Annotated in this window: 13 protein-coding genes and 2 pseudogenes; 7 read left to right on the top strand and 8 right to left on the bottom strand. The window is 30.8% G+C overall.

The features are described 5' to 3' along the window. The first annotated feature begins 149 nt into the window (after positions 1-149). Together H3S88_RS12710 and H3S88_RS13620 are read left to right on the top strand one after the other, a co-directional pair. Positions 150-1,358, top strand: coding sequence for a primase-like DNA-binding domain-containing protein (locus tag H3S88_RS12710; RefSeq protein ID WP_198229099.1), 1,209 nt, complete (start codon positions 150-152; stop codon positions 1,356-1,358). Positions 1,359-1,950: 592 nt separating this feature from the next. Next, a pseudogene (locus H3S88_RS13620) lies at positions 1,951-3,140 on the top strand (integrase domain-containing protein). A 111-nt stretch (positions 3,141-3,251) separates the two neighbouring features. Here the strand turns inward: H3S88_RS13620 and H3S88_RS12695 are convergent. Further along, positions 3,252-4,514, bottom strand: a complete 1,263-nt coding sequence (locus tag H3S88_RS12695; RefSeq protein WP_198229100.1) for a hypothetical protein — start codon at positions 4,512-4,514, stop codon at positions 3,252-3,254. A 500-nt stretch (positions 4,515-5,014) separates the two neighbouring features. Between H3S88_RS12695 and H3S88_RS12690 the strand changes: the two genes are divergently transcribed. Continuing rightward, on the top strand, positions 5,015-5,188 hold the full coding sequence (locus H3S88_RS12690) for a hypothetical protein (protein ID WP_198229101.1): 174 nt from the start codon (positions 5,015-5,017) through the stop codon (positions 5,186-5,188). Between the two features lie 58 nt (positions 5,189-5,246). On the opposite strand, the gene H3S88_RS12685 is transcribed toward H3S88_RS12690, so the two are convergent. Further along, entirely contained in the window at positions 5,247-5,927 is a 681-nt protein-coding gene (locus tag H3S88_RS12685) for a hypothetical protein (RefSeq protein ID WP_198229102.1), read from the bottom strand. 21 nt (positions 5,928-5,948) lie between these two features. Next, positions 5,949-6,863, bottom strand: a complete 915-nt coding sequence (locus H3S88_RS12680; protein ID WP_198229103.1) for a DUF5655 domain-containing protein — start codon at positions 6,861-6,863, stop codon at positions 5,949-5,951. Between the two features lie 337 nt (positions 6,864-7,200). Between H3S88_RS12680 and H3S88_RS12675 the strand changes: the two genes are divergently transcribed. The 3 genes from H3S88_RS12675 (at position 7,201) to H3S88_RS12665 (ending at position 9,794) form a co-directional block, all read left to right on the top strand. Continuing rightward, on the top strand, positions 7,201-7,710 hold the full coding sequence (locus H3S88_RS12675; RefSeq protein ID WP_198229104.1) for an integrase arm-type DNA-binding domain-containing protein: 510 nt from the start codon (positions 7,201-7,203) through the stop codon (positions 7,708-7,710). Between the two features lie 311 nt (positions 7,711-8,021). Then, positions 8,022-8,534 carry a GNAT family N-acetyltransferase gene (locus H3S88_RS12670; protein ID WP_198229105.1) on the top strand — a complete coding sequence of 171 codons (513 nt, stop codon included), beginning with the start codon at positions 8,022-8,024 and terminating at the stop codon, positions 8,532-8,534. Positions 8,535-9,251: 717 nt separating this feature from the next. Further along, the gene (locus H3S88_RS12665; RefSeq protein ID WP_198229106.1) at positions 9,252-9,794 is read left to right on the top strand and encodes a hypothetical protein; all 543 of its coding nucleotides are present in this window, start codon (positions 9,252-9,254) and stop codon (positions 9,792-9,794) included. A 177-nt stretch (positions 9,795-9,971) separates the two neighbouring features. On the opposite strand, the gene H3S88_RS12660 is transcribed toward H3S88_RS12665, so the two are convergent. From H3S88_RS12660 to H3S88_RS12650, 3 genes and pseudogenes are all read right to left on the bottom strand, one after another. Further along, positions 9,972-10,328, bottom strand: a complete 357-nt coding sequence (locus tag H3S88_RS12660) for a hypothetical protein (protein ID WP_198229107.1) — start codon at positions 10,326-10,328, stop codon at positions 9,972-9,974. A 56-nt stretch (positions 10,329-10,384) separates the two neighbouring features. Next, entirely contained in the window at positions 10,385-11,203 is an 819-nt protein-coding gene (locus H3S88_RS12655; RefSeq protein WP_366940430.1) for a haloacid dehalogenase-like hydrolase, read from the bottom strand. Positions 11,204-11,311: 108 nt separating this feature from the next. Continuing rightward, positions 11,312-11,599 (bottom strand): annotated as a pseudogene (locus tag H3S88_RS12650) (restriction endonuclease); the annotation flags it as partial. 735 nt (positions 11,600-12,334) lie between these two features. Between H3S88_RS12650 and H3S88_RS12645 the strand changes: the two are divergent. After that, a complete protein-coding gene (locus tag H3S88_RS12645) occupies positions 12,335-12,766 on the top strand; it encodes a pyridoxamine 5'-phosphate oxidase family protein (protein WP_198229110.1) in 432 nt (143 codons plus the stop codon). Positions 12,767-13,149: 383 nt separating this feature from the next. On the opposite strand, the gene H3S88_RS12640 is transcribed toward H3S88_RS12645, so the two are convergent. Both H3S88_RS12640 and H3S88_RS12635 read right to left on the bottom strand, forming a co-directional pair. Further along, the gene (locus tag H3S88_RS12640) at positions 13,150-17,190 is read right to left on the bottom strand and encodes an NACHT domain-containing NTPase (RefSeq protein WP_198229111.1); all 4,041 of its coding nucleotides are present in this window, start codon (positions 17,188-17,190) and stop codon (positions 13,150-13,152) included. Between the two features lie 58 nt (positions 17,191-17,248). Beyond that, on the bottom strand, positions 17,249-18,157 hold the full coding sequence (locus H3S88_RS12635; RefSeq protein WP_039126604.1) for a DUF5655 domain-containing protein: 909 nt from the start codon (positions 18,155-18,157) through the stop codon (positions 17,249-17,251). Positions 18,158-18,820 lie beyond the last annotated feature (663 nt).

Below are 18,820 nucleotides of genomic sequence, written 5' to 3'. Positions count from 1 at the left end.
TTGTCATTATTGTTACCTTTTTTTATTGTTGGTTTATCATAACAATGACCTTATAAAATTGGTACTAATTAGTGTAGCCTATCCAAACTACTGATGAAATTTATTACTATCAGGATAATGCATGGCAACCCATTAGCGATAAAGTCTTAATGCGAACACTAGCCGATTTATTCACCCAATCAGGCGAACCATTTAACCCTATGCGCATAAGTTCAGCGGTTGAAACCCTCAGACTATCTTTACCTGCAATTGGAAGCTCTCAAAAGGATTTAATTTGTTTTAAAAATGGTGTTTATGAGCTGAAGACACAAACTTTCAGACCTCACAATAAGCAAGATTGGTTATTAGTCAGTAATGATATTGATTACTACCCTGCCAAAGAAAAAGAATCTTTTGAAACTCATGCACCAAATTTCACTAAATGGCTAAAAAGAGCATCAGGTAACCAAGATAAGGCTAAAAACATACTAGCTGGGCTTTATATGATATTAGCTAATCGCTATGACTGGCAATTGTTCCTAGAGGTTACAGGAGCAGGCGGTAGCGGTAAAAGTGTATTTGCTGAAATCGCAACTATGTTATCAGGCAAGAATAATACTGTTATAGGCACAATGGAATCACTGGAAAAAGCAAGAGATAGAGCCTTAGTAGTTGGTTACTCTCTTATCATTTTACCAGACCAACCGCGATATATGGGCAGTGGTGCAGGTTTAAAAGCGATTACTGGCGGTGATGAAGTCGCAATTGACCCTAAACACAAGCAGCCCTATTCCTGTAAGATTCCAGCGGTAGTGTTAGTAATCAACAACGAAGCCATGCGATTTAATGAGCGCAACGGGGGCATATCAAGGAGAAGAGTAATATTTCACTTTGGCGAGGTTATACCAGAAAAAGAGCGAGATTTAAACTTGGTTAGCAAAATAGAGCAAGAACTCCCCTCAATTGTGAGGTTGCTACTTAATGAGTTCACTAACCCTAATGACGCTAAAGAGCGATTACATAAACAGCAACAATCAGAAGAAGCAAAGACTATTAAAAGAGAATCTGACCATTTAGTCGATTTCTGTAGTTATTTTGACGCGTTAGACTGCCCTAATGGCATGTCAGTAGGTAATCTAGGAATTGTTCCATTCAATCCAAGAAAGTATGTTTACCATGCTTATATCGAATACATTCGTAACACTGGGCTAAATAATCCCCTATCCTTAACTCAGTTCGGCACATCTTTAAGTTACGCATTAAACGAGAACGGCAAGCAATACATGAAGAAACGCTATACAGCAGGAATTAGAACCAACTTAGAGCTTAATTCAAACGCCGATAAAGACTGGTTGCCTAAAGCAGAAGATCCTACCTAAAGCTAATTGTTTATTAATGTTTAAACCGCCTTGATTGGCGGTTTTTGTTTTATGTATAGTAAAAATGTAGAGTTATGCAGGGTTAAAATGTAGTTATACATAGCGCAAACCCTTACAGAATAAGGCTTACAAGAAATCATGTATAGTATGTGCAGTTTTTTATAAAATTTTATTTTAATGGGGGGTGGGTTAATTTCTTTAACAATCAAATTTGAGTACTGCCTCTTTGACCAGATTTTTACACCCGCGAAAAATCAACTTTAAATCCCAAAAAAGTGAGTATTAAAAATACCCAATTTTAGCGGTCACTTTTTATTTTAGGTATACGTTTAGGTATACGATTCAGTTTATTGAAACAAAACACCCTGTATTGACAAATATTTTCATGGCTTAGTTAAGATTCCGCCAGCCCATAGTAGTCCATTAAAGCATGTAATTCATTTAAAAATAAAGAATTACGGGCTTTTTGTTTCCAACCCTATCCAAACTAATACGAGGGAGTCCAACTCAAATTGGTACATTTTTAGGTACACAATTCTATGTTACACTATTTCGTGTACCAATTTTCTAATGACCTATAGGAGGTGTACTAATGGGAAGAGTAACCAAGCCCCTAAGCAATATAGAGATCCAAAAGAAACGCGCCATTGATAAAGAAATTACCCTGCATGATGGTGACGGATTATTTCTCTTGATCAAACCGTAGGATAAAAAATTATGGCATTTTCGCTATCAACGTCCAAATACCAAATTACGCACCAATATTAGTCTTGGCGCTTATCCTTATCTGAGTTTATCGGATGCCAAAAAATTACGTGATGAATACCTTTCTTTATTAGTCAAAGGAATCGATCCCCAAGCCAAGGCTGCGCAGCAAGAAGAGCAAGCTGAAATTGCCAAAGAGAGCCGTTTTATTAATGTCGCCAAAAAATGGTTTGAGTTTAAGCAAAAGAGCATTACCGTCGATTATGCAAAAGATATCTGGCGCTCGCTCGAAAAAGATGTCTTGCCCTGCCTTGAAAATACGGCGCTCACCGTGATTAAAGCTCGCACCTTAATACAAGTGCTAGAACCAATCAAAACCTGCCGTGCGCTGGAAACCGTGCGGCGGTTAAGCCAACATTAATGAGATTATGATCTATGCCATCAATACTGGTTTGTTAGAAGCGAATCTAGCTTCTACCATTAGTCAGGCGTTTGAAAAGCCGAAAAAGCAAAACTTACCCACGGTAAGGCCTGAAATATTGCCGCAATTAATGAGCGATATCAGCGTCTAACTTACAAGTCACCACACGCGCTTTACTGCTTTGGCAACTGCTCACCTTAGTACGACCGTCGGAAGCAGCAGGAACAAAGTTGGTTGAAATCGATCTTGAAAACAAACTATGGCATATCCCTGCCAAGCGGATGAAAGCCAAAAAAGCCCACACCGTACCGCTATCCAATGAAGCGTTAGGCTTATTAGCACTATTAAAACCGCTGAGTAGCGGTAGTGAATATGTGTTCCCTAGCCGAATTAATCGTAACGAACCACTCAATCCGCAAACTGCAAATACCGCGTTAAAGAGTATCGGCTATGGCGGGCAACTGGTAGCGCATGGCTTACGTTCCATCGCCAGTACCACCATGAATAAAGCTGAATTTAATCCCGATGTGATTGAAGCGGCTCTTGCGCATAACGATAAAAACGAAGTCAGGCGAGCTTATAACCGCTCTACTTACCTTGAACAGCGTAAGGAACTAATGGCTTGGTGGGGGAAACGGGTTTATGAAAAAGCGTGATAAATAATGATACAGTTTAAATATCTAAATAATGTAGATTTGAGATAACAACAAAAGACCGAATAATTAACGAAATTACTGATTATATAAAGCTATTTATTAGCTTTATTGTTATTCAAAATAATGATCAACAATTTTGGTTAACCAAGGTCGTTCATTATTGTCATTAATAAGAAACTCTAAGAAAAAATCTGATACTTGGGTGCATCTATATTTACTTAATTGAGTAAATATAGATGACCAAATTTCGTTGTATAATCCATTTTTAAATATTGAAATGGAAAATATAACAGCCATCTCGTGCTTTGTTATAAAAAGTACATTAATGATGTGTTCAAGCATCGAGTTACTGACTATGTCTCTGCCTGATAAGATATTATTGAGGCGCTCATTTGTTATTTCTCCTGCAAAATTGAAAGAAATAAAAATGCTAGCATCATAATAGTTTTCAGCTGTTTTAATTAACTCATCACTCCACTGATAATCATCAAATTCAGCATTTTTTAAATTTAAAGTGTTCTCAAGTTCAGTTTTATCTAATTTTTGAAAGCTGATCTCAGACATTGTTTTATCAAAGCTTGTTAATAGTTCATTTTCTAATAATTCTAAATGAGTAAATTGAATCTTCCCTTTTTCACCCAACTCTTTATTGGGCATAACAATGATTGTACTTTGAGATATTACAAGAGTATTAACTGGCCTTTTATTTAATGCAGCAGCAGTCGCTTTATGATGACCATCAATCAAAGTACAAAGATAACCTTCGGTATGAAAGTAACTAATTGCGCGTGTATTAGTTTCTCCTTGATAATACTTTACTCTATCCATGTTTAGTCTATATGGGGATTGGCTAGGCAATAAATACTTGGGCTGTAGAATACTGAAATTAAAATCCTCATAATTCCAAAACCCACTAGATGCATAATTTATTACTTGTGTATTATCAATACACCAAAAAAATTTACCATCTCCATTTGTAGGGAAAAGCTCCTCATCAGATAACTGATAATACCCTGATGGTAAAAGTCCCAATAACGGTTTCAAATCGTTAAGGGATTGTTCTAGATTAATAAAAGGTGCATTTAGAACATTATTCAATTGGGAAAGTACTTTCTTATTTTTGTCACTTTGATCAAGTCCATATCCTGCTGAAATTAATCTATTACAAGTTGGGCACATATATTCATCGCCATAAAATTTAATTAACGGAATATCGTTAAAAAAAAGGCTACGAAATCCTAGATCACTAGTGTATCCGTATTTTTCACATAACAAACCTTTGCCATTTTTAACATAGAAAATGACTGCTTTTTGACTTTTTTTTATAAGAATGATTTCAGGATGATTGTTACTATCCATAAAAAATGATTTCATTTCTACTATTAATTTCCTAATATCAACACATTTTAAATATCATTATGAGATTAATGAACTGCCACTTTATTAATTATTTGTTCAGGATTAAGTGCTCGCAATCTAGCAATATATACAAACTCTACCACATTTAATCGATGTTCTCCATTTTCAACTTTCACCATAAACGATTATGGGCGATTTAATGTTCGCACCATAGCAGGTTTGTAGCTTGATAATGATTTGCTATCTGCATAAAGTTGCGAGCTAACTCGTAAATAGAAAATTAATTCATCATAAAATTGCGATCAACCTCACAAAACCAAAATCCCTTGCTCTTATTTCGACAGTTAAAGACGTCCGACGAAAGCTGGCAAGTGGCATGAGCAACAGGGATGTTGCGATAGGGCGCGTTGCTTTTATAAAACGGTTTATAGAACAGAAAACAACAGTTGATTCACATGTTAACAATTGTCAGAGCTAACACAAACAAAATTTTATCTGAATATTTAAGTTAAACAATGCTTCATTACCAACCAATTATTGAATTAGCTTCAAATGGTTCAACAGGGCAAGTTGAACTGAATAAGCTTTTTCTTGAAGAATTGAACGTAGTTATCCCGAATCCTTTCCTACAACAGAAACTCAGAGAGTTTGTGAATCCTGTAGTTAATCAAATTGCTATAAAAGAGTAATTAATCCTATTCTGCCGTTTTTTATGACGGCTTATTTATTACTCATACATATCTAAGTTTATTTCTCTGCTTCTAGAGTATTAAATACTGGTGGAATCGCGAATTTAATCGAATAACATTCGGCACTGTTTTTTCTGATATAGACAATATCCTTATGTTTCTCCCCACAGTCAGAAATAGGATAAGCATCCGCAATAATATAATAATCCCTTAATTCATCAGCAATATAGGATAATGGAAGAATTATACTAAACATCCCTATCATCACAAATGGTGCAAAGCAAAACTCAATTGATTGTGTCTTTTTTCTATACCTTGTAGTGAAAAAATTAAGAAATCCCCACCACGAAGATTTTATTTTATAAGGAATAAAGTAAAATAGAAAAACCAAAAATATTCCAAAACATAATGCTAAAAAAACAGCATAAAGACTAGGGGAATAATTTAAATACTCTACGTCTATATCGTATTGGTAACTCAATGCTTTTTCAGCATAAATACGCGATAGAAAAAACAAACCACTAAATCCAATAAAAATTTTCCACCACTTTTTTATAAGACTTGCCAACTTATCATAATTCATCATAAGATAAATCAGTGTTGGTATATAGAATATACCTATAGCAATTTTATGATATTTATTGATCATAAGAAGGAAAACTGAGAAAGTAAAAGCAAAGGATAAAAAAGTATTGAGAAAACTATTTTTGTTCAAATAATCAGTTATTTTCTTCCACACTATTTATTTTCTCCTTCAATACTATGATTGCAACACCTGCTTCACCAAGCTCATAATATATTCTAAATTTTTAGTATCAGACACAGTTAACTCATAATCACCAGTAGCCCAATGACCAACATTTGAAACGTCTTTTGTTAATTTTTTAGGATCGTCTAGATTACCTTTTTTTGCATTAATCCAGATTTTTAATGATTTATTTTGTAAGTGTATGGAGACGATATTATTTTTGCCCTGTTTAAAAGCAACATAAAGTTTTTTCGGGGTAATTTCGAGTTCGGGTGATAGTGTTAAGATAGCATTCTTAAAGCTTTCATACAGTTCGAGTATATCGTCTGATTTATCATTTAAATGGTAATCTTCATCATAAACGACTAATTCTTTGGTCACCTTATCTAATGCCGAATCTTTGGTATGTTGCACTTGTTTAATACTTGGGGCTGATTTAGAACGTTTGATCGGGTTAATCGAAATTAAGTCGTTATCAAACCGTTTAATTTCCCATAGTTCTATCGCTAAATCTTTAAAATTAGTCGATTGTTTTTGATAGTCAGTAAACGCAGGGGAAACAAAAATAATTTTACTTTGCGACCAGTCAATTTGATTACGTTTTAAATTTGCTTGGCAAGATTCATTATATTCGACAATAAAATCAGCCTGATAATCAAGCATAAGATTTAAATAGGTCACACCTTGATCGATAACACTAAAATTACGTTCACGTTTATACTCAATAATAACAAAGGCATTTGCTTCGGTATCATAAGCCAAGGTATCAATTCGGTAATCTTTAATTTTGAATTCAGATTTTACAAAGATTAAATTACCAATAATATCTAAATTATGCTCAAATAATGACTGGATCTCTTTTTCTAGTTTGAAGGGTTTTTCTTTTAAGATAGTCAACTTTTGACTTTTATTCGAGAAGATTTGCATCATTATTTCCTAATCAATTACATCATTTTTTATAGAATAAACGATTTCGTGTTTTTTTGCATTAGGCATAAAAATAAAGATATTATGTATACCAACCTCATTGACACCAAAATTGGACTACGAAAAAAAATTAAAATATTTTTATATTAATTAATCAATTATTTATGAAATAATTTAACTCCCGCCAGTACATCAAAATCAACAAATACAAGGCTTAAAGCTTATTTTATTATTCATTAAGCACCTGTAAGATACATTTACAGCCAAAATTTTTAGGACTCTATTAAGGACTACATAAAAATAATAAAATAATTTCGTAATCCCATAAGAGTAAAGTATGCCTAAAAAAGTAGTCCCAATAACTGATACACAAATAAAGAATGCCAAGCCACAAAGTAAAGATTATCCTATTTATGATGGAAATGGTTTGCTTTTACTTATTAAGTCAACGGGTACAAAAATATGGCAATTTAGATATTACCGACCTATAACTAATAATAGAACTACTGTAAGCTTTGGAAGTTATCCAGAAGTTTCGCTACAACAAGCAAGAAAACAACGAGACGAAGCGCGCGAATTAATTAAACAAGGTATAGATCCTCAAGAACATAAAGTAGAACTAGAACGGCGCAAGCAAGACGAAATAACCAGTACATTTAAAAAAGTAGCTACTGACTGGTTTAAAGTTAAGAGCAGTAAAGGACTAAATGAAGTTACATTAAAAGGTATTTGGAACTCATTAGAGTTACATATTTTTCCTTACATTGGGAATAGTTCCATCTTCAAATTAAAGGCAAAGGACTTCATCAAAATTATGGAGCCATTAAGAGCAAATGGCAAATTATAAACGATTAAAAGGCTTTGCCAACGCATTAATGAAATTATGTTTTATGCTTCGAATACAGGCTTAATTGAGGCTAACCCAGCCGTCAAGATTAAAGATGCATTTGAAAGCCCAACAAAAGAACAAATGCCAAAAAACTAAAAAAATCGGGTTAGCGCTGAAATGAATGTGTACGGGTGATTTTTAGGATGCTTCGTTATGAAATTTTGCCCCACCCCTCCTAGATATAAAGGTTTTCTTTGTAGTGGTTTAATAATTCCAGACACCAAATAAGGTGGTAAAATAACATCATCAAAATGAGGAGAACCATGATAATGAACCGTCGAAGTTACACAACAGAATTTAAACGAGATGCTGCATCTAAAATCGAAGTAAAACCATATTCTTCACTCTATACCTCTGAAATATGCGATTTGTTTCATTCGACTATTCATGCTATTGATACCGATATTTATAGCAAAGCAGAGCAAGAAGCATGGTGCCCAACACCACCAGATTATCAGATGTGGTTAAAACGTTTAGATAACACTCAGCCTTGGATGGCTATCTTTAGCTCACGCCTTGCGGGGTTTATTGAACTTAAAGATGATGGTTACATAGACTGTTTTTACGTGCATCCTGACTTTCAAAAACGTGGTATAGCTAGAAAACTCTATGACCATGTGCTTGACTTGGCGCACCAGAAAAAGCTTTCACAATTGAGTGTAGATGCTTCAAAAGTGGCCATGCCAATTTTCAAAAAATGGGGCTTTAAAATAAAGCGGACTAACAAAATATACAGAAAAAATCAGGTACTGATAAATTACCATATGTATAAATTACTTTAATGTTTATTGAGACCTTTGTACTGTAAAGCTTCACTCAAACTAAATTCCTAACCGTGCTTTTTTGAGGCATTTAGGCTTATATTTAGACCTAACTAATTATAAAAAAGTTACTATTTATCGCCACTTCCTTGTTTTAGACACAACTTTCCTGCTGTATATTAGCACTTGAATGTTGTATTTGATTGTTGAATGCAATGCATGAATTACGATAATTTTCCAATGTTGGCATTGAGTGAATAGGAAATTGTTTTTTGTTTATGCTTCAGTGGGTTTGTATGGCGATAATAATTTGTAGTCAGAAAAAGTATAATCAAGTTCACCACCCCACCTAACCCCTGATTGATGTTCAAATTTACGATTTGCTTCGGTATGATGTAAGCAAAGCTTCACTATTTTGAGAGCAATCTTGCAAACACAATTTTATTAATTAAAAATTGCGATCAGTTTCGCAAGAATAATCCCAGCCCAATGCACTAACATATTGAATATTCATCAACAAAAATTGTTGCGCATTGTCTGTTAGCGCTTTAACTAAAATGGAATTTATGCTATATTTTTCCATCGATTGGCAAGGTTTAGGTAAACAAACTGGTTGAAAACGGGATCAAAAAAGAATATTTGTTGTTGAACCTAATTAACCAATTATTGTTAAAAAAGTACTTTTTATTGAAACCTAAATCGTCAATATTCACTCAAATAAGCTATCGTGACACTAAAATGAATAATATTAAATCTATCAATGCAAATCATTTTAAAGAATATATACTTCAAACGGATATCACCAAATTAATCAATTTATTAGATACAACGGTATTACAAGATGGCGAGAGCTCAGTGCATTACTGTTTTATCAATAAATCAGAGGTAAAATCATCACTCGAAGCATTTTATATTTTAGGTACTCGTTTAATAATTACTGGGCATGGGTGGGATGATTTATATCAAAATCATGAACCTCCGGTATACATAGATAAGCAATATCTTAATGAATTAATTCATGAATATTTTTATATTGAAGATAATGTTATCCAATTTAATGCCTTATCGACTAATATAACAGCAAAACAGCTTGCTAAGTATTTGTATTATCACATGAATCTTGAAGAAGATTTAAATTTCATTAATGATATAATGGATAAATTTCCTTTGATATCTTTATTTGAGCTTGTCGATAATCCTGACAATTATATGAAAGACTTGGGATATTTTATGGAGACAGAGTTTCACTATATCTATGTTACCAGTTTTACTTCAGGATAATATTATAATTAAATCAAAGTATTATCACAGTTACTCTTATTAAATAAAAATAGCATCAATTTGCTTTGGTTTGCGTAAGCTAGCAAAAAGTGAATATTCATTAATATTGTGCTCACGCTGAACAAGCTTTGCGTACGATAAACCAACAGCAACGTGTTAAGCCATAAGTTTTCCTCGTTACCCAAACTTCCCTAAATCGTCATTTTTGAAATTGGTCTCAGATACGATCTGAATATTTTCACTAAGCATAACGTAGGGTCGGGAATTGTTTGGATAGTAGACAACAGTATACTTTCGCCCATAACTTTCGGCTTTTTCAATCCAATCTATTTTCGGTTTATTCTTAACAATAAGAAGATTTCCCTTTATTTGCTCAAATGGATTCACTTGGCACTGTGTTAGCGGCTGAGTATATTTTTTGCCAGAAGGAAAATGGCTAGTGAGTTTGAGTTCTTGATCTTGATTATCGTAGTAGAAAGACCAGTCGCTAATTTGCTTGGTTTTATTTTCGCCATTCATATAGATAGAAATCATTGCTTTCAGTCCTTTTAATAGAGAATATATTCCATTAAGAAGAAAATCGTTTAACCTTATTGTTTACGTTTGAACAATTTCAGTAAACCTCTTACTGTAACTTCAAGCTGGCTACCTTGCTGATAATTAGCGGGAACAACATAATTAGCTCGTTCCTCAGCAATGAGTTTTTCAACTTTCTCTTGTGTACGTTGTTCTTTCCATTTGTGCTCATCAAACACCGCTAAGGAAAATCCACCTTGGTATCTAATCATTTTCATTGATGGGATATCGGTATCACCATCACCAAAATAGATCATTCGTTCAAAAGGGATATATCTTTCTTCTAACTCAATAAATTTATTAACTTCATCATTGTTCCAAGAATTTTTAATTCCTTTGTTTATTCGAAATAAAAATTGGGTTTTGGTTGTATAGTTTATCGCTTGAGCTGGCCAAATAACTCGTTTTCCATTCGGGGAATAATGATATTTACAGGCGAAAATTTGACTAAATTGATTACCAATTTCTGTACCACGGATCATAGCATCTAAACCACTTGAAATGATGTAATGTTGTAGTTCTATCTCATTAGCCGTTGCATATTCATTAATACGCTCGAACCAAGTATTAACACCGGGAAAGAGAGGGATCGATTTTCCATGCTTTTTTAAATTATCTTCACTTAATTCATCAGAACCAAGTTGATTGGCTTTTTCTGCTAAGAGCCCAAGATAAGATAGTATTTCATCACCATCATCATGTTTGGCTCGTTGTTTCACTTCACGCCAAAAACCATTTATGTCTGTAATACCTAACGCTGGCATAAGACCATGCTGGGCACAATCACCCTCTGCTAGCGTTCCATCAAAATCATAAATTAATGCACATTTAATCAATTATTTATTCCTTTACAATGTCTTAAGTTCAATAAGAATGCTATATTGTTCCTATAATGTGACTCTGTATTATCCTCTTCCTACTCCAAAAGCCTATTCTACAAATTGTGGTTTAGTATCAATTTTATCATTTATTAATTGCTTTAACTGTTCACCTTTAAGACGCCAGAAAGGCATATTGGGATATTGTGTTTTATTCTGCAGAGCAAATTTACTTAACTGTTCTAATAATTTTTTTTTGATTTCGGTTCGATAATCAAACAGCCGTTTATAAACTTGTTTATACTGAGTTAAAACATAACGCAGGTTCAGAGGCTTATGTAGTTTACGTTGGTAACTTTTCTTCCAGATGGTGATATCTGTAATAATATTTTGTAATTGTTTGATATTCATATTATTAAGACATTTTTATACGAAACAATATAATTAATATACATTAATTTTGCGGTACTGGTCACAAAAATTCATCTGCTTATCCAAAAGCTAGAGATATTTATTTATATCTGTGATCTGTATCACATATTAAGATATTTTTGCAATTCAATTTAATGGAGAAAAAGATATAGAATTTCGGTATTAAAATATGAAAATAAACAACTTTTTTAATTGTCAAAAGTAAACTAAAAAATAATATTTTGTGTAAAGCATAGTTTGTCAACTTCACAAAATGAATTCAGTTTTCTTATTAGCTCGTAAATTGGACTACAAAAAATTAAAATAATTTAACTTTCGTCTTCCCCATTAATTTACTATTCACTAATACTCTTTTAAATCCTTTAAAACACGATAAATCAAGAGATAAAAATATTTTTTATTTATCAAAGTAAGTTATAAATCTTTTATTTTAAAAATAAATTTAGATATAAATTGGTTTAGGCTATCTTTAGCCGAAGAAGCAAGTTAGTGAATTAGATTAAACCAATAAAAATAATATTTAACACCTAACATAAGTTTTAATACTGTTTCATATTTTGTAGAAATTTAAGTTTATATTTAATATAAGTCGTCATCTTAATGGTAAAAGTATTAATGACTAAGTTCTATTATTATTTTAATCTAAGTTATCTAGGACATGAAAAATGGAAATTTATGAGACGCAAAGATAAGTAAATAACGAATCTCGACGAAATGATCGATATTTTAGATCATACTGATGTTATTTGTTTAGCCATGAATAATGGTGATTTTCCGTATATTATTCCAGTCAATTTTGGTTTTGAATTAACATCTAACAATCAGCTTATTTTTTATATTCATGATGCTAAAGTCGGTACTAAAGTTGAACTGCTCAAACAAAATCGATTATTTAGCTTTGAGCTAGATACAGGGTACCAATTAATTACTAATGAAAAAGCCTACAAATATTCTTTCAATTATGCCAGTGTTATCGGCAATGAGTATGCAACCTTTATTGAAGAACCATCGGCAAAAATAGAGGCGTTACAAATAATGATGAATAAAGTTGCACCAAATAAAAATTTCTCATTTACCGAAGGCAATGTTAGACCAATTATCGTCATAAAAATTGAAGTACAAGCTTATAACGCTAAAAAACATTAAATTATGATGACGATATCAATACAGGTAAAAATAAAAAAGCTAAAATAAGTGAGTATTAAAAATACTTAATTTTAGGGATCACTTTTTATTTTTGAGGTATAAATGGCGGAAAGACAACAAATATAAAAAAATGAAATTATTTACAGAAAAGGATTCAAAAGACCTTTTTCAACCTCCGCCCCTAAAAAACAACTTAAAATAAAATATTTATAAAAAACACTGTTTTTATACACATAAAAACCGACTACACACCGACTATGTCAGTCCTCAGAAATGTACGTGCATTTATTTCATTGGAATTAAAACGCAAAATTTCATGCCAATAATTCAATATTAGTTGGCCTAAGTCATTTGGTGAATTAATATTGAAGTTCTGAAAATTATTATTTAGATACATCCAAAACAAAAATATCTATCTTTCCATCAAGTTCTTTTGGCATTTTTTCTTGTATGCTTACTTTTAATTCTTGAGCATTATTTATCGAATGATTTTTTTTGTTCGCTACTTTCTCTTGTTGACCAAACCAAAGAACAAGATATATACCTTGTTCCTCTGCATTGGGATGTATGGAATAACGTTCATATAATTGTTCTGACGCTGCAGTATAGAGATTAGGATGCCATTGACCTTTTACTTCAATAACTAATAAATGTTCCTGTCCATTTAAAGATAATGTCGCGGTAAAATCACACCGATTATTCTGACTCATATAAGCCTCAATATTGAGTATAATATCTAAAGGAGCCAAATAAGGTCTAAGCCAGTCAACAATCCTATCACGCGCAGTATTTTCATCAACTCTTTGATCTAAATGATAGAAAACATTGACAGGATTAGTTTCAAGGCCTATTAATTCTTTCTGATAACATTTCAATTTTTCAACTAAATAGGCTCGCAAACTTTCTACACTAACAATTTTATTATTATCGAGAAAACCGGTTATTTCTTGTATTTTAGGAGGTAAATAATTATTCAAAATTAGGTTTTTCTTAGCTTCATAGCAATGATGAAGAATATATTTATGTAGTTTTTCAAAGCGGGGATCAATTAATAGTTTATTAAAAATATCAAAACAATCTTTGTAATCCTTATCTATATATTTTATTAAAGCTACTAATGTACTATATTCTTTTTCTTCTCTGGTATTATCTCTAGACCAAGCTTGAGTTTCTTCGGTTGGCACACAAATATCTATAAAATAATCTAGTATTTTATAAATTTTCTTTGCCGTTAATGTAGGCCAATTTTCTTTATAATCAATCCAACGAGATACCAAATTATAAAATAAAATTATTGTTTCTGGCTCTTGCTTTAAATAACACCAAACTTCATCAATATCATCATCTAAAAAGAAGAAAGCAGCTTCAAACCAAAATTTCTTTTCAGTTAAGCTATTTTGTGTAGGTGGTCCAATAATATTATCATTCGTAATTAGGAAGTTTTTAATTTTTTCATCAATAATGGCAATAAGTTTATTTTCTTCATGATTCTTACATAAAAAAGTAAATATCACTTTTAAATTATCTATATTCATTCTAGGATACAATTGAATCCACTCGATACAATATCTAATGTTTATAGCTTCCCAACCTTCCATATTTAACAACCAGCTTAACGAAAGTATGCTTTCATGGTAATAAATAAATTGAGGAACCATATATCTTTGAATAAATAGTTCTTTATCTGCATTAGATTGAAATAATGTCTTTTTTATTTCATTAATAAATAAATTTTTCTCTTTTTCAACTATTTCAGGAAAACTAACATTATGTCTTGGAAATAATAAAATCAAATACTCTTTTGATATTTGATTTAAATTTCCATTTTTTTTTAAAATAACATAACTAGTTGCAAAAAGGATTATTATTGAATCATAAAAATTATTAGATACTGTATTTTTTAATGATAATCTTTCTAAAGAGGGTAATTTAGACTTGAGAAGTTGTAAGCCATTAATAAGTGCTTCTTCAATAAATTTTACATCTTTATATTTAATAATCTTTTGTCTATCAACTAAATAACCCTTAGCAAAAAATGTTAACCAACCCCAATCTTTTCCGTTATAAATTATAGATTCATGCTTATTTAGATATTTTTTAGTATATTCATAACGAGCTAAATTTCTTTTTTTAATTTTTTTTGACTTTCTAGCTATTTTTCTTCCTAATGTATCATTTTTATCTTTTTTCTTAATCTTTCTGTTAGCAACATCTTTAGCCCATATCTTCATAAAAGCTTCATTTTGTAATGCTTGGTGACGTAAATTTCTCCTATAAATTATTTGTTGTTCTTTATTATTTTGATACCAATAATGATTATGAGAAAAAAATAAAAGACCCCATATTTCCACATTATTTGAATTGAAAGCATAATCTAGAAGTTTAATGCGGTCTTCAAAATCTAGAATTATTCCTGAATGAACAATTTGATAGTTAGCTATATGATAAAAATAACTAAAACATTCTAATTCGATCAAATTGATATAAATGTTATATTTTAAAATTGGATTAGATAAAAGTGTTGTTACGCTTAAGCTGTTACATACCTTGGTTGTTTCTGTATATCTTAGGTCTTTTAACCACAATGCCAATTTATGTGCATTATAATTATCATCTACCAATTCAAAATAACGATCCAATAAATGCCCAATGATTTTACTAATCCCTACTTTACATTGGCATTTATACTCTTCTTTCGAAGAGCATATACATTTAATAGTTGGCGTTAAAGCATCAAGCAAATTTGTTATATGCTCTAAACTAAATGATTGTATTAATTTATAAATAAAATATCGTTCACCTATAACTATATTTCTGCTTTCTTTTTTGGGATAAAGGTCAGCTAATTTTTTAAAAAGATGGATTACATTTTCTTCGCCAATAGTATGAGAACCAAATTTTTCTGTAATTGTAGAAGCATATTCTAAATCATATTCTCCGCAACGTTTAATTAAACGTTGGAAAACAGTTATAAAAGGCCAATTATTATTTGAATCTCTGATTAATGCTTCCAAAGCAGTTCTTCTAATATAAGCAGATTCATCTAAATTCATTAATAATATAATGAGTTCGTCCTGAAATAAAGAGACTGATTCGGATACTTTTATTAATGAGACAAATAAAGATTTTAAATCAAAATCTATTTTATTACTTAAAATAACCTCTTTCATCTTTGAGGTCATACTTTGAGAAAGAAAACCTTTAAAATTGAAACTACGATACCCATCACTTGCTCTAAATAAAGGATTTTCTTTTCCTAATTTAATCAGCTCATTGATTAATATATCTTTACTAGATAGTGATAGTAATGATGGATCTCCATTTGCAATACACGCATAAGGATCGAGCTTAATTATTTCCTGTTGAATGGTTTCGTTACCTAGTGATGCCATCCAACCCAATAACCCTCGTAATTCGGTTCTTACAATATTATTAGGAGCAATAATGGAAAGACAGCTATTCAATGTTATCACATCACTTGGATTTTTTATTCTTTTAACTAAATAATTAGCAGCACAATATTCAGCGACTATTCTATGTATAGGTTCATAAAGATATGAAGAATCTACTTGTTTAAACAACCCTGTATCTAAAATTTGTTTTATCTTTTTGGGTTCAACTTTACTTAAACCAAATAAGTAATGAAAATTATTGATTTCAATTTTTTCTGAAAGGCTAACACCTGACTCTCCTGATAATAATATTTTAGTAAAAATTTCTTCTGCAAAAATTATTAAATCATCTGTTTTACATCTATCAAATGAAGGGGTATTAGTATTATGTTCTTGTGCAAGGTATTTTATTGCATTATTAAAAACATCTGATTTTGCCCCAAAACTTGACTCTTTTTTATAAGCTACAATAAAAAGATATAGTAATTGAGGATTACTAATTAATGTTTCCAAATCTAATATGGATAATTGCTTATAGAAATCAGAAAAGTTGCTTTCCTTACAATGATAATAAAAAAAACATCTTTGTTCATCAATATCTAATGGTGATAAATAGTATGTTTTAATTTCTTTTCGATTAAGTTCTAAATAATCACAGATTAATTGTGTATTACGTATATCATCCCATTCACTAGATCTACTTGATAAAACAGTCATATCGGGATTAATACTTTCTATTTTTGTCAAAATAGATTCAATGGCGGATTTCTCATTTAATTTAGCAACTTCATCAAATCCATCAATTATCAGTACTTTTTGTTTATCGATGGATAATTTGGTATTAATAACATTTGCTCTATAAAACTTAGTTTCATACTGTTTTGCAAGATTTGACAAAAGCGCTGTTTTTCCGGCACCAGGTTCAGCTAATAAAATTATAAATTTATATTTAATTTGAGGTGAAAAAGCTTCATTTTGTTGAATTAAATTACCATTTTCTCTTAATTTTCTTGATATGTAAAAATTAGACATCAATAATTTCTCTTTATTAGTATTTATATATCATCAAATTAATTTGTTATTTTATTTTTTACAAAATCTGCTTCACCAAGCTCATAATATACTCTAAATTATTAGTATCAGACACAGTTAACTCATAATCACCAGTCGACCAATGACCAACATTTGAGACGTCTTTTGTTAATTTTTTAGGATCATCTAGATTACCTTTTTTAGCATTAAGCCAAAGTTTTAGTGATCTATTTTGTAAATGTATTGAAACAATATTATTTTTACCTTTTTTGAAAGCAATATATAGTTTTTTAGGATAAATCTCGATATCGGCAGATAATGCTAAAATAGCATTTTTAAAACTATCATAAAGCTCAGATACTTCATCGTTTTTATCTTTCAGATGAGTATCTTCATCATAAACAATTAACTCTTTTGTTACTTTATCTAAAGGTGAATTTTGGGTATGTTGAATTTGTTTAATACTTGGCGCTGATTTAGAACGTTTGATTGGATTGATAGTGATCATATCATTTTCAAAACGTTTTATTTCCCAAAGCTCAATGGCTAAATCCTTGAAATTTGTTGATTGCTTTTGATAATCAGTAAAAGCTGGAGAAACAAAAATAATTTTGCTTTGTGACCAATCAATTTCATTGCGTTTCAAATTAGCTTGACAGGATTCGTTATACTCAACAATAAAATCAGCTTGATAATCGAGCATAAGGTTCAAATAGGTAACACCCTGATCTATAACACTTAAATTACGATCACGTTTATATTCAATTATTACAAAAGATTTTGACTCTTCGTCATAAGCCAAGGTATCAATTCGATAATCTTTTATCCTAAATTCGGATTTTACAAAAGTTAAGTTACCAATCATCTCTAAATTATTTTCGAATAATGTTTGGATTTCTTTTTCTAATTTAAATGGTTTCTCTTTTAAAAGAATAAGAGATTGTTTTTTATTTGAGAAGATTTGCATTGTTTTTATCCATTACAGAGATATTGCTATTTACTAATTATTCGTATAATTTTATTTAATTGATATATTAACGTTACAAATATTATTAGTACAACTAACTATTTTTAGATAATAGCTCCTTATTTTAATTAATAAAAATCAATAGGAAAAGATTATTTATACAAATATATATTATAACTACTAATATTATTTTGATAGTAAATATCTTTTTCTTTATTAACTCCAGCTAAAATATTATTAACGGTCTTCAGTGGTTTCTAATTATTGCTATTATTTAATACATAGAAAATGCAATAATTATTAATATTTTTCTCTACTATGTCGTAACAAGGTTCTATTTATTTAAATTCTCGATATTGAGAATTTGAAACAACAATGCCTTTTTCGATTACATCAAAATCTATAATATTTGGTTTTCGATCATGATATTTGTCACAATATGTCGAATGTTCATAAAAAAGCATACATATTATTTTTATAATTTTTAATTTCATCGACAATCCATTCAATTACATCAAAATATTTAGCTAACCAACTTTCACCATTTGGCTTTTAGTTAAAATGAATAAATCGGGATTTGAAGTGACCCCCAATAGTTGGACAACCACTAACTGGGGGTCTTTTTATGTCAAAATATAGTCGAGATTTAAAAATTATCATAGC

The sequence above is a fragment of the Gilliamella sp. B14448G11 genome (assembly GCF_016101765.1).
GTDB classification, from domain to species: Bacteria; Pseudomonadota; Gammaproteobacteria; order Enterobacterales; family Orbaceae; genus Gilliamella; species Gilliamella apicola_N.
This window is presented reverse-complemented; position numbering and strand designations above follow the sequence as displayed.